Source organism: Pseudomonas sp. St386, from assembly GCF_018325865.1.
In the GTDB taxonomy this organism is placed as follows: domain Bacteria; phylum Pseudomonadota; class Gammaproteobacteria; order Pseudomonadales; family Pseudomonadaceae; genus Aquipseudomonas; species Aquipseudomonas brassicacearum.
In genome coordinates, this window is record NZ_AP021900.1 from 5089083 (window position 1) to 5112743 (window position 23661).

The following is a 23661-nucleotide window of genomic DNA, read 5'->3' on the forward strand; positions in this document are numbered from 1 at the left end:
TAGCCTCCTATTTTATTGGATACAATGTAAATGGAACTTCGGTATCCCGATCAAACTTCATTTCTATGCGATTCATGTTGATCAATTTTGGATCGCTTGGATTTCTAGAATTTGGAATATATCCTTTCCCCGCGCCCGGCAAATCTGCCCGTAGATATTTGTTTCCGCTCTTGTCCACCAGCAGTTCATGCCCGCTATTCTTCTTCGCAATTGCTAATTCATAGGCCTTTAGCTGTAGTTCCCAACTATTAAACCTTGAACTTGGATTCCCCTTCCTATGCGAGGGGGTTCTACCAGTTAAGGGATCTGTACCGTCAATTGCCCGCCGTTTCCACACCTGATCTGAAACCGCAAGGCTATGTTTACTGACCATATGCATGCCTTGCTCCCGATCTAGACGCCTGACTTCTTTTTCGGCCAACTCAGCGGCGGTCGGTTTGGGCAGCGCAGGCTCCCCCTCATCCACCCCAACCTTAACCGCCGGATCCTGCTCCCCAACCGCCGACCTACACCCACCCTTCCCCGGACAATCCACCAACCCCAACGGATCCACCCACCCCGTCGGGTTCAGGGTGTACCGGTACCCATTGAGCCCACCCGCCAACTTGCTCGGGTCGGGTGTCAGGTAGCGGCCAGTCTCGGGATTGTAGTAGCGGTGCCGGTTGTAGTGCAGGCCGCTTTCGGGGTCGAAGTATTGGCCCTGGAAGCGCAGCGGTTGCTCAAGCTGTTCGCCGCCACCGTGCGTGAGTTCAGTGAGTTTGCCGTAGCCGTTGTAGCGCGCCGACCAGACGATCTGGCCGCTGTAGCTGGTCAGTTCCTGGGGCGTGCCCAGGTGGTCGAGGTGGTAGTAGAACGGGCAGGCCTTGAGGCCTTCGCCGTCGAGCATCGCCAGCGGGCGGAAGGTGCCGGGTTCGTAGACATAGCTGCGGTGGTGGCGCGGGCTGTTTTCGGCGACGACCTGGTCGCCCTGCCAGAAAAACTCCGTGGTCAGCCCGTCCACCGTTTTGCTGATGCGTCGGCCAAAGGCGTCGTAGCGGTAGGACGTTTCGCGCCCGTCCGCCGTGGTGACGCCGATCAGGCGGTGCTGGCTGTCGTAGCGGTAGGCGCCGACCAGGGCCTGGCCGCGGCGTTCGCGGAGCAGGTTGCCGAAGGCGTCGTAGTCGTAGTGGCGGTCGCCCTCCTTCAGCAGGCGGTTGCCCTTGAGGGTGGTCGGGCCGGGGCGGTCCTGCATCAGCAGGTTGCCGGCCGGGTCGTGGCAGAAGTGTTCCGGCGGCTCGCTGTGGGAAAAGTCGATGCGGGTCAGGCGATCCAGCGGGTCGTACTGGTAGCTGCGGCGGTTTCGGTTGTCGGAAAGGGTTTGCAGGTTGCCCTTGGCGCTGTAGGCATAATCGCGCCAGAACAGTTGCTGCTGTCGACTCTGCCACACGGTCTGGGCCTTGAGACGGCCCTGTTCATCGTAGTCGTAGTCACTGAGCAGCCGGCCTTGCTGGCGTTGCCGTTCGCGCCCGCCGTCAAAGCGGTGTTCGGTCAGGCGCGAGCCGTTGAGGTCGATGGCGGTCAGTGCGCCACCCGGGGCATGGTGGTAGTCGAGCTGGCTGTCGTCCGGCAGGCGCAGGTGGTTGAGGCGCCCGCAAGCGTCGTAGCGATAACGCAGGGTGCCCCAGCCCTGGTGCTCGCAGACCAAGCGGTCCTGCGCGTCGTACTCGAAGGCCAACGGATGATCGCTGCCGTCGTTGACGTGGACCAATCGGCCCAGCTCGTCGTAGCGGTATTCGATGGCCTGGCCGTCGGGCAAGGTCTTGACCCGCAGCCGCCCGGCCGCGTCGCGCTGGTACTGGGTGAGCCGTAGTGAACCGTCCTCGCCGTGCTCGGTTTTTTCCAGCAGGTGGCCGTTGAGGTCGTAGGCGTAGGCAGTGCGTTGGCCGTCGAAGCCGACTTGCTGTCGGATCAAGCCGTTGGGCGTGTAGTCCAGCTGATATTTTTCGCCGGATTCGTTTTCGATTTCGGTCAGCAACAGCCGCGCCGAGTCGTAGCAGTACTTCAGCTCGCTGCCGTCGGGGTTCAGGCGGCGGCTGACCAGGTGCAGGTCGTCGGCGTATTCGTAGCGGGTGACCCGCCCTTGTTCATCGCACTCGGCGGTGACCTTGCCGTAGGCGTTGTAGCGCCAGGTCCGGATGGCACCGTTGGGCAAGGTCACCTGCAGCAGTCGGCCGACGGCGTCCCATTGGTAGTGCGTGAGCGCGCCGTGTTCGTCCTGGCGGCTGAGTAAACGCCCCAGGGCGTCGTAGGAAAAACACCGGCGACCGCCGTCGGGCAGGATCTCTTCGGTCAGTTGGCCCAGGCGACTCCAGGTGAAGCGATGTTCGCCACCGTCCGGGGCATACGTCGCCAGCAGTTGCCCATGGGCGTCGTAGGCATATTCCGTGCGCCGGCCATCCGGGTCGATGAGGACGATCACGTCGCCGCGGGCATTGCGCCGGTAGGTCCACACGGCCTTGCCGCGTGAACGGACGTGCAGGAAACCGTTGCGGTATTCGTAGTACGTCGGCGCCTCATCCGGGGGAAGCAGCGCCACCAGCCGTCCGACCTCGTCGTAGCGGTATTCGCTGACCGCCCCCAACGGGTCCTGCTCAGCAATCAGCCGGCCCTGTTCGTCGTAGGCCTTGAGGTGCTCGCCGCCGTCGGGCTCGACCTTGCGCACCAGCCGCGCCCGCTCGTCGTGGACATACACCTCCTGGCTGCCATCCAGGTGCTGGACCGTGACGCTGCCGTCTTCGCCCCAGGTGTAGCGGCTGTCCATCTGCGCAAACGAAGCCCAATGCCGTACGCAGCGGGACGCCGGCCCGACGCCTTGCCACTCCCAGTAGAAACTTGCCCCACCGGCCAGTTGTCGCTGGAGGATGACGTGCCGGTCGTCGTAGTCGTAGCGCTCGCTTTCACCGGCAGCATTGGTCGCTTCGATCAGTCGGAAACGTCCGTCGTAGCGGTAGGACACCAGCGTCTGCTCGGTCCGCCAGGCTTCGTCGAGGGTGATGGCGGGATGGAAGCTCTGGTAGTCGACGGCAATCAGGTGGCGCTGTTCGTAACGCAGGCGCAAGGCGCGCCCGGCGCCGTTGTCCAGGCGGCTGATGTCGCCATGGATGTTGCGCAGGATGGTCAGGCGGTTGTCGTAGCGGTCGCTGAGGGCGCTCAGGTGGCCGTCGCGAAAGTGCAGGAATGGAGCGTTTTCGCCGGGTTGGGCGACGATCAGTTCGTCCGGCTCGGAGCCCAGGTAGATCGCTGCGCGGGCCAGGCTGTTGTGGATCGCCGGACGCTGGGCGCTGGGCAGCGGAAAGGTCGTGCGGCGGTTTTCCTGGTCGACCCAGGTGACCTGCTCACCGTCGAGTTCCAAGCGATGGGCCAGGGCATGGCTCCAACCGCGCCCGAGGCCGACGTCCAGGTCGGCGGCGCTGGTGCGGTACAAACGGGTGAAGACGAACGGCAAGCGACCATCGAGGGTGCCGTCGTCGAGGGTCAGCAGTTCTTCGCCGGTGACCATCGACACCGGGCAGCCGCTGGTCTGGGTCTGGGCCGCAGTGTCGGCGCTGTCGCCGTTGGGGTTTTTCGACTGGGCCGGGGCGTCGTCGTGATGTTCGTGTTTTTTCAGCGTGGTGTTGCGCTGCGCATCCCAGCGCAGTTGCATCCGGCCCTTTTTCACCCCGGCCGCGATACCGCGCGCCGCCACGGATTTGTAGCGGTCCACGTAGGTCATGAAGCCATTGACCACCGCGAAGATCGCCCCGATGAAACGCTGCATGGCACCCAGCAGGCGCACGCCCACATTCCCCAGGCGCATCGACAGATAAGCGATACCGGCACCCGCACCGGTGAAGGTCAGGACGACACCAATCAACAGGTCGATCAACAACTGCACTGTCACCCTCGACAGGGCTTCGGCCGTTTCCCCGGCAACCTCACTGGGCGGCAACATCTCCAACCAGAGACTGGCGGTGCGCACCAACAGGCACAGCGCCGCTTCGTCGCTGGCCAGCAGTTGCAGCTTGGCCATCACCAGCGGTGTTTTTTCCGCCAGGTCCTCCAGTTGCTTGGCGCTTTCGCCCAACCGATCAACAAACTGACCAGGGTCCTTAAGAATGTCCGAGAGCAAGCTGATGCTGTCCCAAACACTTTCAATCGCCGCCCAACTACCGGCGAGCAGCCCGTTCCCCACCGCCGCCGCCGAAGTCGACAGCGATTGTTGTGCCCATCGCGGCTTGAAACCCTGCCACTCACCGCGCAACCAGTCCGTCAGATCGGTGGTCAGGCCATCGTAGGAAGAAAACAGATTCGCGATTTGCTTGGCGGACACCTCGCCCTGGACATGAACCCGATAGGACTTGCCTGCCTCACCCAGGAAGGTCCCCAGGCCCTGGGCATCCAGGGTGACCGGCGTGACCTCGCCGCTGGCCACGTCCACCACATCCACCGCGATGTCGCCCAGCGGGATGTCGTACACCGACTCGAACTTGCTCTCGATCGTCATCGGCCCGCCCTTGGGGCACTGGACGACCGTGGAGAGGAAGTCATCGTCACTGATGCTGACAGCGGTGGTGCTGTCGCCAAAGCGGATCCGCCGCTCCATGCCCATCAGCGACGGCAGGTCCGCCGCATGACTGGCCTGGTCCGCCGCTCTGCTGTACCAGCGCTCGAGCTGCTCGCGGTAGACCGACAGGGTGTCTTTGAAGCTGTCGAGTTCCTGCTCGATTCGGCTCACCTGATCCATCAGGACAGGGCTCGCTCAAGGGCCGGCAGGAAAAAACGGTCGAACATGGGCAGACGTCTCGCAGCGCTCAGGGAGCGCGAGACTTTGCCGGGGATGACAGAGGAATTAAGTCAGGGGAAGGAGACAGAGTACGTAGGGCGATTCGCTAAATTCGTCTGACCTGCACAACGAGTCGCCTGTGGATAACCCTAGATATCGCGAGCTTCAAGTGATTTGAGCTTGATTTCGGCCAGCGGATGCCCGGCTTTCGCCGCCAAGGTCCACCAACGCGCCGCTTCAACCGGGTCCGGCGCCTTGCTGGCTGTGCCGGCCAGGCTGATCACGCCAACTTGGTAGGCGGCCTTGCCATCACCGGCCAATGCCGCCAGCCGCAGCAGGCGAATTCCTTCTTCACGGGCACCCAGCCCTTGGCCGCGAAACGTGAGGATGTGCCCATAGAAGCTCTGCGCACCGACGTCGCCCAAGTTCGCCATGCGGGAGAACTGCCCCTCGAGCCAGGCCCAGCCACGCGGCTGGCGGACGAACCAGGACCAATGAAACAACCGACGCGCCAGCCAGTAACCGGCCCGCGCCTTGAGTCGCCAGAGCACTCAGGCCTCCGCCGACTCGGGGTACTCGTATTCAAATACCCGAACCACTTCTGAAGCGTGCCAGGAAGCAGCGGCCACGCCATCGGATGGCCCGGAAAAGCGGCCCAGGCGTTCTACGCACTCGAAGAAACCCGTGCGCGGCAACCGACTGGCGCCCTGGCTGATCACCAATGAACTGCGCAGCGGCTGCTCCGCCCGGGCGTCCAGCGCCGCCAGGTGCTCAAGGGCCGCAGTCAAGGTCTGCATGGCCGGGCTGGGCAGTTGCAGACGCTCCAACAAGGCGCGGTAAGTCAATAAATGGCGCTGGCGGCGCGCCTGGTCCAACTCACCCAACAACCCATCCCAATGCTGCCGACTGATGCGTACGCTCACGATTCTTCCCTCCAACCCGGAACCGTCAACTCCCAGGCCAGACTGCGCCGAATCGCGGCATCGGGCTGACGCTCGCCGCTCTCGATCAAGGCCAGATAAGACGGGCTGATACCTACCGTGCGGGCCAGCGCCTCGATGGCGATGCCCTTCCCTTCGCGTAAACTGCGTAATTGATCCAGTCCAGGGAGAACCTGGCCCGGTGCCGCCGCGTGACGGACTGTCGCTTCGCGCGGCGGAGCTTGATCGATGCCTGCTGCCTTCAACAACGACTGGTACTGATCCCACGGCAAAACCGCGTATTCGGGCTCTCCGTCACGTGTGATTATTTGAATATCCATGTCTACCCCGTAGGACAACAACACTTAGCGAGTCAGCCTTTTTTCTTGGAAGTGTAATCCTAAATGCTGGCTAAGGTCGCGGGGTGATGAATTCTCAGGGGATCAGGGCTTTTTCTGGCCTTGGAGTTGAAGTTGTTCCGGGGTATCGGGAAGCCTTTCGACCCGGGCAAGCTTCTCGGGCGATTGCCGATAACGCCAGGCACGGAAAGCCTCGAGTTCAACGTCGAGGGTTTTCATGACCCAGGCCAGCACGGCGATATCGTCGATCATGCCAAACATTGGCAAGATATCTGGAATCGCATCCAGGGGGCTGAGGAAATACATGAGCCCTGCCACCACCGACAGCATCGACTTGGCGCTGACAGCGCGGTATTCGCCCCGCCAGTAGGCCAGGCACAAGGCCTGCAACAACCGCAGGTCCTCCTTGAGCTTGCCCAGCCGTCCGCCCTCCCGGGCACCTTTGCTGGCGACGGCGAACAGCAACGTCGGCAATCGACCGCGGGCCAGCAGGCGGCCTGCCAAGGGCAGAAATCGCGCAAAATTCCACGGGGCCTTCATTTTTTCTCCCACTGAAATGTTATCCACACAAATTGTGGATAACCTTGTGAACAGAGCTGCATTTCACCGCTGAAGCCCCCGTTTCATAAGGGCCCGGCTTAGATCGGGCGTTTTTTACTCACATAAAAAAACCCAATATTTCATTGACTTGACCGGCTGACTGCGTCTAGCACAGCGCCTGTATTGCCTATGACTATACCCTGCATCGCGCGTTCGGTTTTTTTGCCATTTTGCCGCGGCCCAGATGCGACAACGCCCCGCATAAGCGAGGCGTTGTCGTTATAGCAGACGCGATTACTTGGCTGCGTCTTCTTTTGCCGGATCCTTGATCGCCAGCAGTTCCAGGTCGAACACCAGGACCGAGTTGGCCGGGATTGCCGGGCTCGGGCTCTGGGCGCCATAGGCCAGGTCGCTCGGGATGTACAGCTTGTACTTCTCGCCGACGTGCATCAGTTGCAGGCCTTCGACCCAACCCGGGATCACGCCGCTGACCGGCAGGTCGATCGGGCTGCCACGTTCAACGGAGCTGTCGAACACGGTGCCGTTGGTCAGCTTGCCGGTGTAGTGAACAGTCACTACGTCGGTCGGCTTAGGCTGTGGACCGTCGGCTTTCTTGACCACTTCGTACTGCAGGCCGGAAGCGGTGGTGGTGACGCCGGCTTTCTTGCCGTTTTCTTCGAGGAACTTCTTGCCGGCGGCTGCCGACTCTTCGCTCATCTTGGCCATGCGCTCTTCTGCACGCTTTTGCAGCGCGGCAAAGGCTTCGACCAGTTCTTCGTCTTTCAGCTTCTGTTCTTTCTTGCCGACGGCATCTTCGATGCCCTGGGCGACCGCTTTGGAGTCCAGGTCATCCATGCCTTCCTGAGCCAGGCTCTTGCCCATGTTCAGGCCAATACCGTAGGAAGCTTTCTGCGCCGGGGTCTTCAGCTCTACGCTGGTCTGCGAGTCGCAACCCGCGAGTACCAGGCCTACCAGGGCCACCGCCGCTGCCAACCGATGCTGTTTCATGCTATTTCCTTGTTCATGCGCCTAAAGGGCAATCGAATAAAGCCGCGAGCTTATCAGGCGGCCACGACCAATGGCTACCGGCATGTGAGCCACAAAGTAATGATAAGTTCAGGTCCGCAAACGCTTTTTAAGCCTGTACGAATGAAGCATCTGTCATCTGTTACGTACAGGGACAAATTGCCGCTCCCCTACAGGCCAGGGGTAATGGCCACTTGCCCGCCGCGCAGCACTGAGGCATAAGGGCTTATCAAAAAAACAAGGACGTTACCGTGCGCCTTCTCTCTCGCATCTTCTTGCTGCTCCTCGCGCTGCTGATTATTGTCGTGGCCGTGGTGGTTTATTACGTCGCCAATCCTCGCCTGCCGTTCTACACGCCCGTCGAACAGGTGAATTACCTCGACCAATGGACTGCCGCCGAGCGCCAGACGTATTACTTCACGCCCCAGGGCACCCAGGTCAAAGGCCTGCGCTACGACTGGTTCACTGCCCTCGAATTACCGTTTTCGCAACAACGCTTCGCTTCGCCTGAGTACCTGGCGCGCTTTGGGTTCCTGGTCGATCCGGCGCAGAAAGCCTCGTCGGCCAATCCCGGCAACTTGCCGGTGGGCTTCGCCCGGCACCAGAACCCGGGCAGCACCGAACAGTTCCTGGATATCACCTGCGCTGCCTGCCATACCGGCGAATTGCGCTTCAAGGGCCAGGCGATACGGATCGACGGCGGCTCGGCTCAACACGTGCTGCCTTCCAGTGTTCCTACATTACGCGGTGGCAGTTTCGGACAAGCATTGGTCGCCAGTCTGGCGTCTACCTACTACAACCCTTGGAAGTTCGAGCGCTTCGCCCGCCAAGTGCTGGGCAAGGACTACGACGCCCGCCACGAGGAATTGCGCAAGGCCTTCAAAATCTCCCTGGACACGTTCCTGCGGGTGGCCTGGAACGACACCCATCGCGGCCTCTACCCCACCGAAGAAGGGCCTGGCCGTACCGACGCCTTCGGTCGCATCGCCAATGCCAGCTTCGGCGACGCCATTTCGCCGCAAAACTACCGGGTGGCCAACGCCCCCGTGGACTACCCGCAGTTGTGGGATATATGGACGTTCGACTGGGTGCAGTGGAACGGATCGGCCCAGCAACCGATGGCCCGCAACGTCGGTGAAGCACTGGGGGTCGGCGCCACGCTGAATTTCTTCGACACCCAAGGCAAACCGCTGCAGGGCGATGCGCGTTACCCCTCCAGCGTGCGTGTGCGCGACTTGAACAAGATCGAAGAGACCCTGCAACTGCTCAAGCCGCCTGTGTGGCCCGAAGCGCTGCTCGGTTCAATCGACAAACCGCTGGCGGCCAAGGGCCGGGCCCTGTTCACTGAAAACTGCGCCGGCTGCCATGTACCCAAGGTAGTCCAAGGGCCCGACAGGCCGGTCCAGCAATTGCACATGCTGCCCGTGCAAGTGATCGGCACCGACCCGGGCACCGCCAACAACATCGCCGATCACCGCTACGACCTGACCAGCCTGCAGTGGGATCCGGCCGAGTTGGCGAAGCTGGAAGTGCAACTGCACCCGACCCCGACGGAACCGCTGGACCTGAGCCAACTCTCGGTCGCCAAAGGCCTGGCCTACGTCACGGCGTTCGTCGAAAACCGCGCTTACCGCGACGCCGGTGTCACCCCCGCCGAGCGCCCTGCCCTGGACGGTTTTGGCCTACCCATCGGCGTACGTGAACTGCGCGCCTACAAAGCCCGGCCGCTGGCGGGCGTCTGGGCCACGCCACCGTTCCTGCACAACGGCTCGGTGCCGACGATCTATCAATTGCTGTCCCCCCAGGACGAGCGCGCGACCACGTTCTATAAAGGCAACTTCGAATACGACCCGCGCCACCTGGGCTATCGCACCGAAGCCTTTACCAACGGTTTTCTCTTCGATACCCGCATTACCGGCAACCACAACAGCGGCCATGAATTCCGCGCGGGCGAGCGAGGTAATGGCGTCATTGGCCGCTTGCTGCAACCGCAGGAACGCTGGGCCTTGCTGGAGTATTTAAAGGTGCTGGGCGGGCCACTGGAGTCGCAACTGTAATGATGAACCCCACAGGTAAAAGGAAGTTTGAATGTTGATCACGCTCTGGCTGCGCCTCGGTGCCTTTTTGGGCAAGACGCTCCTGTGGCTGCTGGGCATCGGGTTGCTCGGCTGGGCACTGTCCACAGCCTGGTTTGCCTGGCAACACAAGGGACCGGTCCCGGACAAGGAACAGGTGGCGCCCGGCGAAGCGGCCATGACCCAGGACATCATCCAGACCGCTATTCGCATCGTCGATCAGCACCGCGAAAGTACGCGTTACCTGCGCGATGCCCATGCCAAGGCCCACGGCTGTGTCATGGCCGAAGTCCAGGTGCCGAGCGACCTGCCGGCACCGTTGCGCCAAGGTGTATTCGCCGAGCCGGGGAAGGTCTGGCAGGCGACGATTCGCCTGTCCAACGGCAACGCCTATCCGCAGTTCGACAGCCTGCGCGATGCCCGCGGGATGGCGATCAAGCTGATGAACGTACCGGGCAAGCAACTGCTCGCTGACCGGCAATCACAGGGTGAGCAGGATTTCGTGATGTTCAACCATCCGAACTTCTTCGTCAGCGATGTCGCTGAATATCGTCAGAATGTGGCCGCCCAGGCTGACGGGAAGAAGGCGATGGCTTTCTTTCCAAGCCTGGACCCGCGCAGCTGGCAGATCCGGCATTTATTCATCGCCCTGGCGACCCTCTCACCGCCCCCGGCCAGCCCGACCCAGACCACGTATTTCTCGGTATCGCCTTACAAATTCGGCGAAGCCAACGCCAAGTTTCGCGTCGCACCGGACCCGGACAGTTGCCCGAGCTATACCCTGCCTCCCCAGAATCAGGACCTGCCGAACTTCTTGCGTAGCGCATTGAATCAGCAGTTATCCACGGACCGGGTGCCGGCGTGTTTTGTCTTGCAGATCCAGCGTCAGGATCCGAGCAAGTACATGCCCATTGAAGACACCAGTATTGAGTGGCAGGAAAGTGATGCGCCGTTCGAGACCGTGGCGCGGATCAAGGTTCCGGCTCAGGATTTTGATACGCCCAAGTTGAATCTGGCTTGTGATAATCAGTCGTTCAATCCTTGGTTCGGCATTGAGGCGCATCGGCCTATTGGTGGGATCAATCGCTTGCGTAAGGCGGTGTATGAGGCGGTCAGCGATTATCGTCATCGGCGGAATGCTGAGCTGTAGACGATGGGTTGGTGTGTATATCCGTTATTTCGGTAACGGCTGCTGATGGTTCCGCTCTGACTGGGCCGGCTCCCGGGCTCTTCAAAAGTGACCCGCCGTAAGGGCGGAACCATGTAGCCGTAACCGCAGCGACGGATATACACACAAAAAAGAGAGCCAAAAAAAACGACGCTTTTCCCTCGTAAAGGAAAAGCGTCGTTTCTAGTAGCCACCTGGCGTTCAGCATTCCAGATAACCAAATATGGCGCAGCGGACGGGACTCGAACCCGCGACCCCCGGCGTGACAGGCCGGTATTCTAACCGACTGAACTACCGCTGCGCGTAACACTGAAAGTTTGGTGGGTGATGACGGGATCGAACCGCCGACATTCTGCTTGTAAGGCAGACGCTCTCCCAGCTGAGCTAATCACCCTTCACTTTCGATGCGGGGCGCATTCTCTCACAGTTTTTTATAACGTGCTGATTTAATTAGCAAATTCAGCAAAAAAAACATGAGCAACGCACACCACAGGAACTGCAAACAGCAAAAAGCCCGCGTTAGCGGGCTTTCCGTGGTGACCTGGCGTTCAGTGTTCCAGGTAACCGAATATGGCGCAGCGGACGGGACTCGAACCCGCGACCCCCGGCGTGACAGGCCGGTATTCTAACCGACTGAACTACCGCTGCGCGTAACACGTTGAACGAATGGTGGGTGATGACGGGATCGAACCGCCGACATTCTGCTTGTAAGGCAGACGCTCTCCCAGCTGAGCTAATCACCCTTCGCTTTCGGTGTGGCGCGCATTCTACGGAGCACTCTTTAAGCTGGCAAGCACTTTTTAAATTAATTTTTTCAGGCCTTCCAAAGGCTTAGCGAAGGGTTGGCCTATGGCGCTGCGAAGAGAATAATGCCCCCCTTTGTATAAAGGAGAGACTCACCCCATGTGGTTCAAAAACCTGCTTATCTATCGCCTGACCCAAGATCTGCCTTTTGATGCCGAGGCGTTGGAAACTGCACTGGCCAGCAAACTGGCGCGTCCATGTGCAAGCCAGGAGTTGACCACTTACGGTTTCGTCGCACCGTTTGGCAAAGGCGAAGACGCACCGCTGGTGCACGTCAGCCAGGACTTCCTGCTGATCGCCGCGCGCAAGGAAGAACGCATCTTGCCGGGTAGCGTCGTACGCGATGCCCTGAAGGAAAAGGTCGAAGAGATCGAAGCCGAGCAAATGCGCAAGGTCTATAAAAAGGAACGGGACCAGCTCAAGGATGAAATCATCCAGGCGTTCCTGCCGCGTGCGTTCATCCGTCGTTCGTCCACTTTTGCCGCCATCGCGCCGAAACAGGGCCTGATCCTGGTGAACTCGGCCAGCCCGAAACGCGCTGAAGACCTGCTGTCTACCCTGCGCGAAGTCATCGGCTCGCTGCCGGTACGTCCACTGACGGTAAAAATGGCCCCGACCGCTACCATGACCGACTGGGTCAAGACCCAGAAAGCCGCGGACGATTTCTTCGTGCTCGATGAATGCGAACTGCGCGACACCCACGAAGACGGCGGCATCGTGCGCTGCAAGCGCCAGGACCTGACCAGCGACGAAATCCAGCTGCACCTGAACACCGGCAAGGTCGTCACGCAACTGTCCCTGGCCTGGCAGGACAAGCTGTCCTTCATGCTCGACGACAAGATGGTGGTCAAGCGCCTGAAGTTCGAAGACCTGCTGCAGGACCAGGCAGAGCAGGACGGTGGCGACGAAGCCCTCGGCCAACTGGACGCCAGCTTCACGCTGATGATGTTGACGTTCGGCGAGTTCCTGCCGGCGCTGGTTGAAGCGTTGGGTGGGGAAGAGATTCCGCAGGGGATCTAAACCCCGCCCCCCCTGTGGGAGCGAGCTTGCTCGCGATAGCGGCATGACGGCCACCGAGATGCTGACTGACACTCCGCTTTCGCGAGCAAGCCCGCTCCCACATTGGGTTTTGTGGTGTTCTTAATAATAAGGATCAGGTCATGCGCGCATTGGCTGCATTGAGTCGCTTTGTCGGCAATACCTTCGCTTACTGGGTACTGATTTTCGCGGTGGTGGCGTTTCTGCAGCCAGCTTGGTTCATCGGTCTAAAAATCGCCATCGTGCCACTGCTGGGCCTGGTGATGTTCGGCATGGGCCTGGCACTCAAGCTGGAAGACTTCGCCGAAGTGGCCCGTCATCCAGGGCGCGTCGCCTTGGGGGTGGTTGCCCAATTCGTGATCATGCCCGGTACGGCGTGGCTGCTTTGCCAAGTGTTCAGCCTGCCGCCGGAGATCGCCGTCGGCGTGATCCTGGTGGGCTGCTGCCCGAGCGGCACATCGTCCAATGTCATGACCTGGCTGGCTCGCGGTGACCTGGCCCTGGCCGTGGCGATTTCCGCCATCACGACCCTGCTTGCCCCTCTGCTGACCCCGGCGCTGATCTGGCTGCTGGCCTCGGCCTGGTTGCCGGTGTCGTTCTCGGCGCTGTTCTGGTCGATCCTGCAAATCGTCCTGTTGCCGATCGCACTGGGCATCATTGCCCAACGCCTGCTGGGTGCCCGGGTTCGTCATGCGGTAGAAGTGCTGCCACTGATATCGGTAGTGAGCATCGTGATCATCGTCGCGGCGGTGGTTGCAGCCAGTCAGGCGAAAATCGCCGAATCCGGCCTGCTGATCATGGCCATCGTGATGCTGCACAACAGCTTCGGTTATCTGCTGGGGTACTTCACCGGGCGTTTGTTCGGCTTGCCGTTGGCCCAGCGCAAAACCCTGTCATTGGAAGTCGGCATGCAGAACTCCGGCCTGGGTGCAGCGCTGGCGAGTGCACACTTTTCGCCACTGGCGGCGGTACCCAGCGCGCTGTTCAGCGTCTGGCACAACATTTCCGGCGCCCTGCTCTCGACGTACTTCCGGCGCATGAGCGAAAAACAGGACCGTGAGCTATTGGCCCGCCAAGCGGTGGACTGAAGGCGAATCTTGACCGAATCGTCAGCATTGGGCATTCTTGCGCCCAATGCGGGGACGACCCCGCAACGCCATAGCAACCGTTATCCGGGGACGACCCCATCCATCGATGAGGTGTGTGATGTCCTGGATCATTCTGTTTTTTGCCGGTCTGTTCGAAGTCGGCTGGGCTGTCGGCCTGAAATACACCGACGGCTTCAGCCGCCCTCTCCCCACTGCACTGACAATCGCCGCCATGGCGATCAGCCTTGGCCTGCTCGGCCTTGCAATGAAGGAACTGCCGCTGGGTACAGCCTATGCGATCTGGACCGGGGTCGGTGCCGTGGGCACGGTGATCGCCGGGATCATTTTGTTTGGTGAGTCGATGGCGCTGGTTCGTCTGGCCAGCGTGGCGTTGATCGTTGCAGGGTTGATCGGGCTCAAGGTCAGCGCTTAAGCCCTCCTGTAGGAGCAAGACCTTCTAGGAGCTGTGGAACTTGTGGAGTAAAACCTGTGGGGAGCAGGGTCTGTGGGAGCAAGGCTTGCCCGCGATAGCGATCGCAAGGACGCCATCGTGAGCAAGCTTTGCTCCCACAGGTTTTAATCCCACAGGTCTTCTCCTTCAGTTTTTCGTTCTAGCGGACGGTCCCACGCAACTCCCCTACCAACGCCTGCAACTTCGCCGGCTCAGCCACTTCCACCGCGACCGCCGACCCCGCCACCAGCGTCACCCGCGACCAGAATCGACGAAACAGCCCTTTGGCCGGGTCGCGACTGAAAAAACTGCCCCACAACCCCTGCAACGCCAGGGGAATCACCGGCACCGGGGTCTCCTGGAGGATGCGTGTCAGTCCGCTCTTGAACTCATTGATCTCACCGTCACCGGTCAGCTTTCCTTCAGGGAAGATGCAGACCAACTCACCGTCCTTCAGGTATTGGGCGATTCGCTTGAAGGCTTTTTCGTAGATGTGAATGTCTTCCTGGCGCCCGGCAATCGGGATCGTCCCAGCGGTACGGAAGATGAAATTCAACACCGGCAGGTTGTAGATCTTGTAGTACATCACGAAGCGAATCGGCCGACGCACCGCGCCGCCAATCAGCAAGGCATCGACGAAGGAGACGTGGTTGCAGACCAACAGCGCAGCCCCTTCATCCGGGATCGCCTCCAAATTGCGGTGCTCCACGCGGTACATGGAATGGCTCAGCAGCCAGATCATGAAACGCATGCTGAACTCGGGAACGATCTTGAAGATGTAGGCGTTGACGCCAATGTTGAGCAACGACACCACCAGGAACAGTTGCGGGATCGACAGTTTGGCCAGGCTCAGCAGCACGATGGAGACGATGGCCGAGACCACCATGAACAACGCGTTGAGAATGTTGTTGGCAGCAATCACCCGCGCCCGCTCGTTCTCCACCGTGCGCGACTGGATCAACGCGTACAGCGGCACGATATAGAAACCGCCAAAGACACCCAGGCCCAGGATGTCGATCAGCACCAGCCAGGCGTGACCGAAACCGAGCACTTCAAGCCAACCGTGCCCCTCGACGCTGTCGGGGATTCCACCGGAATGCCACCACAACAGCAGGCCGAACACCGTCAGCCCGAACGAGCCGAACGGCACCAGGCCGATCTCGACTTTGCGCCCGGAAAGCTTTTCGCAGAGCATCGAACCCAAGGCGATCCCCACCGAGAACACCGTCAGGATCAAGGTCACCACGGTTTCGTCACCGTGCATCCACTCCTTGGCATAGGCCGGGATCTGCGTCAGGTAGATCGCCCCGACGAACCAGAACCAGGAGTTGCCGACAATCGAACGGGACACCGCCGGGGTTTGCCCCAACCCCAGTTTCAGGGTGGCCCAGGATTGGCTGAAGATGTTCCAGTTCAGGCGCATCTGCGGCGAGGCCGCCGCTGCGCGCGGAATGCTGCGGCTGGCCAGGTAACCGAGCACGGCAACACCGATGATCGCAGTGGACACCACGGGTGCGTAATGCGCCGAGGACATCATGATCCCGGCGCCGATGGTGCCGGCCAGGATCGCCAGGAAGGTGCCCATCTCCACCAGGCCGTTGCCGCCGACCAACTCTTCCTCACGCAAGGCCTGGGGCAGGATCGAGTACTTCACCGGGCCGAACAACGCCGAATGCGTGCCCATGGCGAACAGCGCCACCAGCATCAGCGATAAGTGATCGAACAGAAACCCTACTGCGCCGACCGCCATGATGGCGATTTCGCCGAGCTTGATCAGACGAATCAGCGCGTCCTTGGCGAATTTTTCGCCGAACTGCCCTGCCAGAGCCGAGAACAGAAAAAACGGCAGGATAAACAGCAGCGCGCAGAGGTTGACCCAGATCGAGCGGTCGCCCTCGATGGTCAATTTGTAGAGGATGGCGAGGATCAGCGACTGCTTGAAAATGTTGTCGTTGAACGCGCCCAAGGACTGCGTGATGAAGAACGGCAGGAAACGCCGCGTGCGAAGCAAGGTGAACTGCGAAGGGTGACTCATCTTCCATGTTCCTGAGTGACGTGGACGCTTATTGGAATGACGCTTTTTGATCCAGGCCACACATTACCTGTCTTTAGCGATTATTTCGCCAGCCCTGCAATACAGGGCGACACAAACAACTCACCGTGCCAGGCACCGAGGACCGTACGCCGCCCGACGATCAGCCACATCACCACCAGCATCGCCACCAGCACAGCCCCGAACACGCTGAAAAAAACCAGGCCCAGCAGGTCCGCAAGCTTCAGCGTGGTCAACGCGTACACGCCCAGGGGAAAGGTAAAGCCCCACCAGCCGAGGTTGAAGGGAATGCCTGCGCGCAGGTAGCGCGCGGTGATCAGAAGCGCCATCAACATCCACCACAACCCCAGCCCCCACAGCGTGATACCAGCCACCAGACCCAACCCGGCGGCGATTTCACCCACGCCGGACAGGCCATTGGCGGCAAAAATCAGCGGGGCATCGTTGCCCAATAGCAACATGCCCAGGGCGCCGGTGCCGATCGGGCCGAGGGCCAGCCAGCTCGAGGCGGCCATGTTCTCGTGAGGCAGTTTGTGCAGCGCCATGCGCAACAGCAAAATCGTCAGGATGCTGAACGCCACCGGCAGGGAAAAGGCCCAGAGCACGTAGCTGGTCACCAGCATGACCAGTTGCCCATGAGCGTCGGCCAGATGCGGCGCCAACAGCCCGCCACTGGCCGCCGCGACTTCGGCGGCCACCACCGGCAAGAGCCACACGGCGGTCATCTGGTCGATGCGATGTTCCTGGCGGGTGAACATCAAGAATGGGATCAGCACACCACAGGCCAACGACATGGCCACGTCGATCCACCATAACGCCTCAGCCACCGCCACCACACCGCTCCCCCAGCGCGGCAGCCCAAATGCCAAAAAGCCGTTGATGATGGTCGCCAGCCCCATGGGAATGGTGCCGAAAAACATCGAGACCGTTGAATGACCGAAAATCCGTCGTGCTTCGTCGAAGAACAGTACCCAACGGGCCGTGTACAGGAGGGCGAATACCACGAACAACAGCGTGTTGAACAACCACAAGCCTTCACCCAAAAGGCGCAGGCCCGACACATTCCCAGGCCATTGCGCCAAGGCCAGCGCCAACACTCCGGTGCCCATGACCACGGCAAACCAGTTAGGCGTGAATTGGCGAATGGCCTCCAGCGGCCTGGGCAAATGGCTCAATGGACGCAAGCGGTTTTTTGCAGCGCAGCATGTCATGGCGAACTCCTGTCCTCGGATAAGGTGGAGCCATGCTAGAGCCGAATCGAATATCTATATAACGGGTAATCTCTCTATATGTTATCGGTTTAGCAGATAACCATCAGACGCTGCCTTCGGTCTCGATCACCAGGATTCTCGCTTCGCCCAAGGGCCTGGCCACATGTTCGGTGCCCACCGAGGCGTAGAAAATGTCCCCGGCCTCCAGCAAGGTTTCCTTTTCGACACCCTCTTCCCGATAGCACATCCGCACTTGCCCATCGAGCACCACGAAGACTTCCTCGCCGTCATTGACGTGCCATTTGTACGGCTGATCGGTCCAGTGCAGGCGCGTGGTGATGCCATTCATGTTGGCGATATCCAGCGCCGCCCAGGCGCGGTCCCCGGTGAAGGACTTGCTGCGAATGATTTTCAAGGGATCGTCCGGAAAAAAAGACTGAGGCGCCAAGACTAACCTACTGCCGGCGACGCCCGCACCCTTGGTTTCAAGGCCGCGCGCCATCGCTGACCGGTCTCATGGATTGACGTAACCCCAACAACGCAACGACACACAGCACAATCAACACCGCGCCATAGCCATCGGTGGTCGGGATCAATCCGAACACCCGCGTCAGGTTCCCCGCCAGCAGCGACGGCAGGCTGAAGGCCAGGTAACTGAGGACATAGAACGCCGACATCAAACCGGCCCGTTCGTGGGGCAACGCCAGCGGCATGATGCTGCGCAGCGCCCCCAGGAATCCCGCGCCAAAACCGCTGCCGGTGACCAGCGTGCCAATGAAGAACAATGGCAAGCTGGCGCCATGCACCGCCGCCAGCACCAATGCAAGACCGACCACCAGCAAGCTCGCGGAGAGGCGCAACATCTTGTCGGCCTCCTGGTTGCGCAGCAGGTAGATGGATAACGCGCCGCTGAGGGTCAACACCGCCACCAGCGCGCCACCGATCAGGTTGGAGGTCGATCCGGTTGCCGCTCGCACCAGGGACGGTGCCAGTGACAAGTAGAAACCGCCCACGGCCCAGGCCGCCAGGTCCAGTGGCAGGACCCGCCACAAGGCTTGCCGCGCCTGGGGCGGCACATGCAGGGTTGGCCGCAGGGACTGCCAGGCACCGGGTTGCGGGCTGACGCTTTCCGCCAGGCGCCAGAGGTAAACGGCCTGGGCCAGGAACAAGCCCAACAGAAGCCAGTACGTCAGTTGCAAGGGCAACGGCGCGAATTCAGCCAGCAGGCCACAGCCCAGCGCCCCGCATGCCATGCCCAACAGCGGCGCGACACTGGTGATCAGCGGGCCCTGGCGACGGTCGAAATCCAGCAAGGCAGCCCCCAGCACACTGGTGGCCATGCCGGTGGCAAATCCCTGGATCAAGCGGGCACTGATCAACCAGGCAACGCTGTCGGCGCTGATAAACAGCAGCATCGCCAGCATGTTGAGCAACAGCGCCACGAAGATCACCGGCTTGCGGCCCAGGTAATCCGACAGCGAACCCACGGTCAGCAAGGCCGCCAGCAGACTGAAGGCGTACACACCGAAAATCAGCGTCAGGACGGCCGGGGAAAATTGCAATTGTTCCTGGTAGAGATGATACAACGGCGTCGGCGCGCTGGACGCGGCGAGAAAACCGAGCAAGGTGAGCGCCAGGAATATCAGGCTGGCGCGGGTCGAAGCTGGACGGGACATGGGCACGCTCCACAGGAGTATTCGCAAAAGCTAATTTTTTGCTTTTGTGGAGTGTGCTACCAGCATGCGCTTAAAGCAAATTCTTTGTGTTAAGGTCTGACGCATGGCGATTAAAGAAGGTTTACGCCCCGGCGGTCGAAGCGCCCGGGTCCAAGAGTCGATTCATTCGGCGGTCCGCGACCTGCTGCAAGAGCAGGACCGCGCGACCCTGACCGTGCCGCAAATCGCTGCGCGCGCCGGGGTGACGCCGTCCACCATCTACCGGCGCTGGGGTGATCTGCCGGCGCTGCTGGCCGATGTCGCCATCGCCCGCTTGCGCCCCGACAGCGACCCCGCCAACACCGGTAGCCTGCGCGGCGACCTGCTCGCCTGGGCCGAACAGTACCTGGACGAAATGAGTTCCGAGCCCGGTCGCAACATGATGCGCGACATCCAGGCCTGCGCCACGCCGGGGTATTGCGTGGGGATCCTCAGTCGTCAGTTGCAGATCATCCTGGACCGCTACCCCGATGAGCCCAATCCAGGCGTCGAACGGCTGATCAATGTGGTGGTGGCGCCAACGGTGTTTCGTATCCTCTTTGCTACCGCGCCATTGGAAATTGGGGAGTTGTATCGGTTGGTGGATATCGCGTTGGGTCAGTGACGACGCCATCGCGAGCAGGCTCGCTCCCACACTTGGTCACCAGTGAGTACAAAACTTGAGTTCACTTAAGATCGAATGTGGGAGCGAGCCTGCTCGCGAAGAGGCCCGAAAGAACACCCAATAACTTGAGCATTCCCCGCACCTGCGACACCCCACCGCGCCTCGACCTTGGTCGACACTGACGAACCCGAGCGGGCATGCGAGACTGTCCTGCCGGGCTCAAGTCCCGGTGTCTTTGTCCGGGAGTTTCCATGTCGCTGTCCAGCGGGCTGATTGCCGTTGTCGCCCTGGCCTATATGGCCATCATGTTCGCCATCGCCTTCTACGGCGACCGGCGCAGCACGCCGCTGCCGCCGCGGGTGCGGGCTTGGGTCTACAGTCTGTCGCTGGCGGTGTACTGCACCAGTTGGACGTTCTTTGGCGCCGTAGGCCAGGCCGCCGAACAGCTCTGGGCATTCCTGCCGATCTATCTCGGGCCGATCCTGCTGCTGGTGCTGGCGCCGTGGGTCCTGCAGAAAATGGTGATGATCAGCAAACAGGAGAACATCACCTCCATCGCCGACTTCATCGCCGCCCGCTATGGCAAGTCCCAATCCCTGGCGGTAGTGGTCGCGCTGATCTGCCTGGTCGGCGTGCTGCCGTACATCGCCTTGCAGCTCAAGGGCATCGTGCTCGGGGTGAACCTGTTGATCGGTGCCGGCGCCGATGCCATGGGCACCCGCGCCCAGGACACCGCGCTGATCGTCTCGCTGATCCTGGCGCTGTTCACCATCGTGTTCGGTACCCGCAACCTGGACGCCACCGAACACCACCGTGGCATGGTGCTGGCGATTGCCTTCGAATCCCTGGTCAAGCTGTTCGCCTTCCTGGCGGTCGGAGCGTTCGTGACGTACGGCCTGTACGACGGCTTCGACGACCTGTTCAACCAGGCCATGCTCGCCCCACGGCTGGAGCAGTACTGGAAAGAAACAATCAACTGGCCATCCATGGTGGTGCAGACCGGGGTGGCGATGATGGCGATCATCTGCTTGCCACGACAGTTCCACGTGACCGTGGTGGAGAACATCGAACCCCAGGACCTGCGCCTGGCCAAGTGGGTATTCCCCGCCTACCTGGCCCTGGCCGCACTGTTCGTGGTGCCCATCGCCCTCGCCGGGCAAATGATGCTGCCCAGCTCCGTATTGCCGGACTCCTTCGTCATCAGCCTGCCGCTGGCCCAGGCCCATCCGGCCCTGGCATTGCTGGCGTTCATTGGTGGCGCCTCGGCGGCTACCGGCATGGTGATCGTGGCCAGCGTGGCGCTGTCCACCATGGTCTCCAACGACATGCTGTTGCCGTGGCTGCTGCGCCGCAACAACGCCGAGCGGCCCTTCGAAGTGTTCCGCCAGTGGATGCTGTCGGTGCGTCGGGTGAGCATCGTCGTGATCCTGTTGCTGGCCTACGTCAGCTACCGCCTGCTGGGTTCGACGGCGAGCCTGGCGACCATCGGCCAGATCGCCTTCGCCGCCGTGACCCAACTGGCCCCGGCCATGCTCGGCGCGCTGTACTGGAAACAGGCCAACCGCCGCGGTGTGTTCGCTGGCCTCGCCATGGGGATTTTCCTGTGGTTCTACACCCTGGTGTTGCCGATCGCCGCTCACAGCCTGGGCTGGTCGCTCAGTAGCTTCCCGGGCCTGGCCTGGCTGCACGGCAATCCATTGAACCTGCCGATTACTCCCCTGACCCAAGGGGTGGTCCTGTCCCTGGCCGGTAACTTCACGTTGTTCGCCTGGGTGTCCGTGCTGTCGCGCACACGCGTCTCGGAACACTGGCAGGCCGGACGCTTCATCGGCCAGGAAATCAGCGCCCGCCCCAACCCCCGCTCAATGCTGGCGGTGCACATCGAAGACCTGTTGCAACTGGCCGCCCGTTTCGTCGGCGAGGAGCGGGCGCGGCAGAGTTTCATTCGCTTTGCCTACCGCCAGGGCAAAGGCTTCAACCCGACCCAGAACGCCGACAGCGAATGGATCGCCCACACCGAACGCCTGCTGGCCGGTGTACTCGGGGCCTCTTCGACCAGGGCTGTGGTAAAGGCCGCCATTGAAGGTCGGGAGATGCAGCTCGAAGACGTCGTGCGGATCGCAGACGAAGCCTCGGAAGTTTTGCAGTTCAACCGCGCGCTGTTGCAAGGCGCCATCGAGAACATCAGCCAGGGCATCAGCGTGGTCGACCAGTCCCTCAGGCTGGTGGCCTGGAATCGTCGCTATCTGGAGCTGTTCAAGTATCCGGACGGCTTGATCAGTGTTGGCCGGCCCATTGCCGATATCATCCGCTACAACGCCGAGCGTGGTCTCTGCGGCCCAGGCGAAGCCGAAGTTCACGTCGCCCGACGCCTGCACTGGATGCGCCAGGGCCGCGCCCATACCTCTGAACGATTGTTCCCCAACGGCCGGGTGATCGAGCTGATCGGCAACCCGATGCCCGGTGGCGGTTTCGTCATGAGTTTCACTGACATCACCGCATTCCGTGAGGCCGCGCAAGCGCTGACCGAAGCCAACGAGGGGCTGGAGCAACGAGTGGCCGAACGCACCCGGGAATTATCGCAACTGAACCTGGCCCTGACCGAAGCCAAGAGCACCGCCGAAGCGGCCTATCAATCCAAGACCCGATTCCTGGCTGCGGTCAGCCACGACCTGATGCAACCGCTCAACGCCGCGCGGCTATTCTCTGCCGCGCTGTCCCACCAGCACGAGGGTTTGCCGAGCGAGGCCCGGCAATTGGTGCAGCATCTGGACAGTTCGCTGCGTTCCGCTGAAGACCTGATCACCGACCTGCTGGACATCTCCCGCCTGGAAAACGGCAAGATCAATCCCGACCGCAAGCCGTTCGTCCTCAACGAATTGTTCGACACCTTGGGCGCCGAGTTCACGGCGCTGGCCCAGGAACAAGGCCTGAAATTCCGAATGCGAGGCTCGCGACTGCGGGTCGACAGCGACATCAAGTTGTTGCGGCGGGTTCTGCAGAACTTCCTCACCAACGCCTTCCGCTATGCCAAGGGCCCTGTGTTGCTGGGGATACGCCGGCGCAACGGCGAGTTGTGCCTGGAAGTCTGGGATCGCGGGCCGGGAATTGCCGAGGATAAGCTGCAGGTCATTTTCGAAGAATTCAAACGCCTGGACAGCCACCAGACCCGCGCCGAAAAAGGCCTGGGCCTGGGCCTGGCCATCGCCGACGGGCTATGCCGCGTGCTGGGCCATACCTTGCGCGTGCGCTCCTGGCCGGGGCGTGGCAGCGTGTTCAGCGTCAGCGTGCCCTTGGCCCATACACAGGTCGTCGCACCAAGTCCCGCGGCTGAACCCAACGGTCATTTGCCAAGCGGCGCCCAGGTGCTGTGCGTCGATAACGAAGACAGCATCCTGATCGGCATGAACAGCCTGCTGACACGCTGGGGTTGCCAGGTGTGGACGGCGCGCAACCGGGAAGAATGCGAGCGTTGGCTGGCCCAGGGCGGCCGACCGCAACTGGCGCTGGTGGATTTTCATCTGGACGACGGCGAGACCGGTACCGAGCTGATGGCCTGGTTGCGCACGCGCATGGGCGAACCGATTCCCGGTGTGGTGATCAGCGCCGACGGCCGACCTGAGATGATAGCCCAGGTGCATGCCGCAGGCCTGGATTACCTGGCCAAGCCGGTGAAGCCGGCGGCGTTGCGGGCGTTGTTGAGTCGGCATTTGCCGTTGTAATGGGCAGAGGGACACGCTGTTCCCCTGTGGCGATGGAAAATCTTGTGGGGAGCAAGGCTTGCCCGCGAAGTCGGTCTCAAGGATGC

At 61.3% G+C, this 23661-nt stretch carries 17 protein-coding genes and 4 tRNA genes; 7 read left to right on the forward strand and 14 right to left on the reverse strand.

Annotation, left to right across the window (positions count from 1 at the left end; genetic code table 11):
- Positions 1–7: 7 nt before the first annotated feature.
- The 6 genes from KI235_RS22490 to KI235_RS22515 form a co-directional block, all read right to left on the reverse strand.
- Complete coding sequence (locus KI235_RS22490) at positions 8–4762, reverse strand: RHS repeat-associated core domain-containing protein (protein WP_212795306.1); 4755 nt, start codon at positions 4760–4762, stop codon at positions 8–10.
- 188 nt (positions 4763–4950) lie between these two features.
- Positions 4951–5352, reverse strand: a complete 402-nt coding sequence (locus KI235_RS22495; RefSeq protein ID WP_003204573.1) for a sel1 repeat family protein — start codon at positions 5350–5352, stop codon at positions 4951–4953.
- A complete protein-coding gene (locus KI235_RS22500) occupies positions 5353–5724 on the reverse strand; it encodes a hypothetical protein (protein WP_003179080.1) in 372 nt (123 codons plus the stop codon).
- Positions 5721–6062 (reverse strand): helix-turn-helix transcriptional regulator, encoded by a 342-nt coding sequence (locus KI235_RS22505; protein ID WP_003204574.1) that lies wholly within the window; start codon positions 6060–6062, stop codon positions 5721–5723. The genes KI235_RS22500 and KI235_RS22505 overlap by 4 nt, the downstream gene beginning before the upstream one ends.
- A gap of 102 nt (positions 6063–6164) precedes the next feature.
- Positions 6165–6620 (reverse strand): YkvA family protein, encoded by a 456-nt coding sequence (locus tag KI235_RS22510; RefSeq protein ID WP_003204575.1) that lies wholly within the window; start codon positions 6618–6620, stop codon positions 6165–6167.
- 294 nt (positions 6621–6914) lie between these two features.
- Positions 6915–7628, reverse strand: a complete 714-nt coding sequence (locus KI235_RS22515; protein ID WP_003204577.1) for an FKBP-type peptidyl-prolyl cis-trans isomerase — start codon at positions 7626–7628, stop codon at positions 6915–6917.
- Between the two features lie 269 nt (positions 7629–7897).
- Between KI235_RS22515 and KI235_RS22520 the strand changes: the two genes are divergently transcribed.
- Together KI235_RS22520 and KI235_RS22525 are read left to right on the forward strand one after the other, a co-directional pair.
- Positions 7898–9703 (forward strand): di-heme-cytochrome C peroxidase, encoded by a 1806-nt coding sequence (locus KI235_RS22520; protein WP_003204579.1) that lies wholly within the window; start codon positions 7898–7900, stop codon positions 9701–9703.
- 31 nt (positions 9704–9734) lie between these two features.
- Positions 9735–10871, forward strand: coding sequence for a catalase family protein (locus KI235_RS22525; protein ID WP_003204581.1), 1137 nt, complete (start codon positions 9735–9737; stop codon positions 10869–10871).
- A gap of 242 nt (positions 10872–11113) precedes the next feature.
- Here the strand turns inward: KI235_RS22525 and KI235_RS22530 are convergent.
- From KI235_RS22530 to KI235_RS22545, 4 genes are all read right to left on the reverse strand, one after another.
- Positions 11114–11190, reverse strand: a tRNA-Asp gene (locus KI235_RS22530).
- Between the two features lie 17 nt (positions 11191–11207).
- Positions 11208–11283: transfer RNA gene (locus tag KI235_RS22535), tRNA-Val, on the reverse strand.
- A gap of 177 nt (positions 11284–11460) precedes the next feature.
- Positions 11461–11537 (reverse strand) — tRNA-Asp (locus KI235_RS22540).
- A 19-nt stretch (positions 11538–11556) separates the two neighbouring features.
- Positions 11557–11632 (reverse strand) — tRNA-Val (locus KI235_RS22545).
- A 160-nt stretch (positions 11633–11792) separates the two neighbouring features.
- Here KI235_RS22545 and rdgC point away from each other — a divergent pair.
- The 3 genes from rdgC to sugE all read left to right on the forward strand — a co-directional run bounded on the left by rdgC (position 11793) and on the right by sugE (position 14252).
- Positions 11793–12713 (forward strand): recombination-associated protein RdgC, encoded by a 921-nt coding sequence (gene rdgC, locus KI235_RS22550; RefSeq protein ID WP_003204583.1) that lies wholly within the window; start codon positions 11793–11795, stop codon positions 12711–12713.
- Between the two features lie 140 nt (positions 12714–12853).
- A complete protein-coding gene (locus KI235_RS22555; RefSeq protein WP_212795307.1) occupies positions 12854–13819 on the forward strand; it encodes a bile acid:sodium symporter family protein in 966 nt (321 codons plus the stop codon).
- Positions 13820–13937: 118 nt separating this feature from the next.
- Entirely contained in the window at positions 13938–14252 is a 315-nt protein-coding gene (sugE, locus tag KI235_RS22560) for a quaternary ammonium compound efflux SMR transporter SugE (RefSeq protein ID WP_003204587.1), read from the forward strand.
- A gap of 178 nt (positions 14253–14430) precedes the next feature.
- Here sugE and KI235_RS22565 read toward each other — a convergent pair whose 3' ends face one another.
- The 4 genes from KI235_RS22565 to KI235_RS22580 form a co-directional block, all read right to left on the reverse strand.
- On the reverse strand, positions 14431–16305 hold the full coding sequence (locus tag KI235_RS22565; protein ID WP_003204590.1) for an MFS transporter: 1875 nt from the start codon (positions 16303–16305) through the stop codon (positions 14431–14433).
- A gap of 80 nt (positions 16306–16385) precedes the next feature.
- On the reverse strand, positions 16386–17534 hold the full coding sequence (locus KI235_RS22570) for a TDT family transporter (protein ID WP_028237382.1): 1149 nt from the start codon (positions 17532–17534) through the stop codon (positions 16386–16388).
- 103 nt (positions 17535–17637) lie between these two features.
- The gene (locus KI235_RS22575) at positions 17638–17949 is read right to left on the reverse strand and encodes a cupin domain-containing protein (protein WP_018604299.1); all 312 of its coding nucleotides are present in this window, start codon (positions 17947–17949) and stop codon (positions 17638–17640) included.
- Positions 17950–18019: 70 nt separating this feature from the next.
- Entirely contained in the window at positions 18020–19210 is a 1191-nt protein-coding gene (locus KI235_RS22580; protein ID WP_027911893.1) for an MFS transporter, read from the reverse strand.
- Positions 19211–19313: 103 nt separating this feature from the next.
- Between KI235_RS22580 and KI235_RS22585 the strand changes: the two genes are divergently transcribed.
- Together KI235_RS22585 and KI235_RS22590 are read left to right on the forward strand one after the other, a co-directional pair.
- Positions 19314–19853 carry a TetR/AcrR family transcriptional regulator gene (locus tag KI235_RS22585; protein ID WP_212795308.1) on the forward strand — a complete coding sequence of 180 codons (540 nt, stop codon included), beginning with the start codon at positions 19314–19316 and terminating at the stop codon, positions 19851–19853.
- 251 nt (positions 19854–20104) lie between these two features.
- Positions 20105–23575 (forward strand): PAS domain-containing hybrid sensor histidine kinase/response regulator, encoded by a 3471-nt coding sequence (locus KI235_RS22590; protein WP_212795309.1) that lies wholly within the window; start codon positions 20105–20107, stop codon positions 23573–23575.
- Positions 23576–23661: the final 86 nt, after the last annotated feature.

Coding starts and splice junctions, on each gene's coding strand:
- KI235_RS22490 (WP_212795306.1), bottom strand. CDS start 4,762: ATGGATCAGGTGAGCCGAATCGAGCAGGAACTCGACAGCTTCAAAGAC.
- KI235_RS22505 (WP_003204574.1), bottom strand. CDS start 6,062: ATGGATATTCAAATAATCACACGTGACGGAGAGCCCGAATACGCGGTT.
- KI235_RS22510 (WP_003204575.1), bottom strand. CDS start 6,620: ATGAAGGCCCCGTGGAATTTTGCGCGATTTCTGCCCTTGGCAGGCCGC.
- KI235_RS22515 (WP_003204577.1), bottom strand. CDS start 7,628: ATGAAACAGCATCGGTTGGCAGCGGCGGTGGCCCTGGTAGGCCTGGTA.
- KI235_RS22525 (WP_003204581.1), top strand. CDS start 9,735: ATGTTGATCACGCTCTGGCTGCGCCTCGGTGCCTTTTTGGGCAAGACG.
- rdgC (WP_003204583.1), top strand. CDS start 11,793: ATGTGGTTCAAAAACCTGCTTATCTATCGCCTGACCCAAGATCTGCCT.
- KI235_RS22555 (WP_212795307.1), top strand. CDS start 12,854: ATGCGCGCATTGGCTGCATTGAGTCGCTTTGTCGGCAATACCTTCGCT.
- sugE (WP_003204587.1), top strand. CDS start 13,938: ATGTCCTGGATCATTCTGTTTTTTGCCGGTCTGTTCGAAGTCGGCTGG.
- KI235_RS22565 (WP_003204590.1), bottom strand. CDS start 16,305: ATGAGTCACCCTTCGCAGTTCACCTTGCTTCGCACGCGGCGTTTCCTG.
- KI235_RS22570 (WP_028237382.1), bottom strand. CDS start 17,534: ATGACATGCTGCGCTGCAAAAAACCGCTTGCGTCCATTGAGCCATTTG.
- KI235_RS22580 (WP_027911893.1), bottom strand. CDS start 19,210: ATGTCCCGTCCAGCTTCGACCCGCGCCAGCCTGATATTCCTGGCGCTC.
- KI235_RS22585 (WP_212795308.1), top strand. CDS start 19,314: ATGGCGATTAAAGAAGGTTTACGCCCCGGCGGTCGAAGCGCCCGGGTC.
- KI235_RS22590 (WP_212795309.1), top strand. CDS start 20,105: ATGTCGCTGTCCAGCGGGCTGATTGCCGTTGTCGCCCTGGCCTATATG.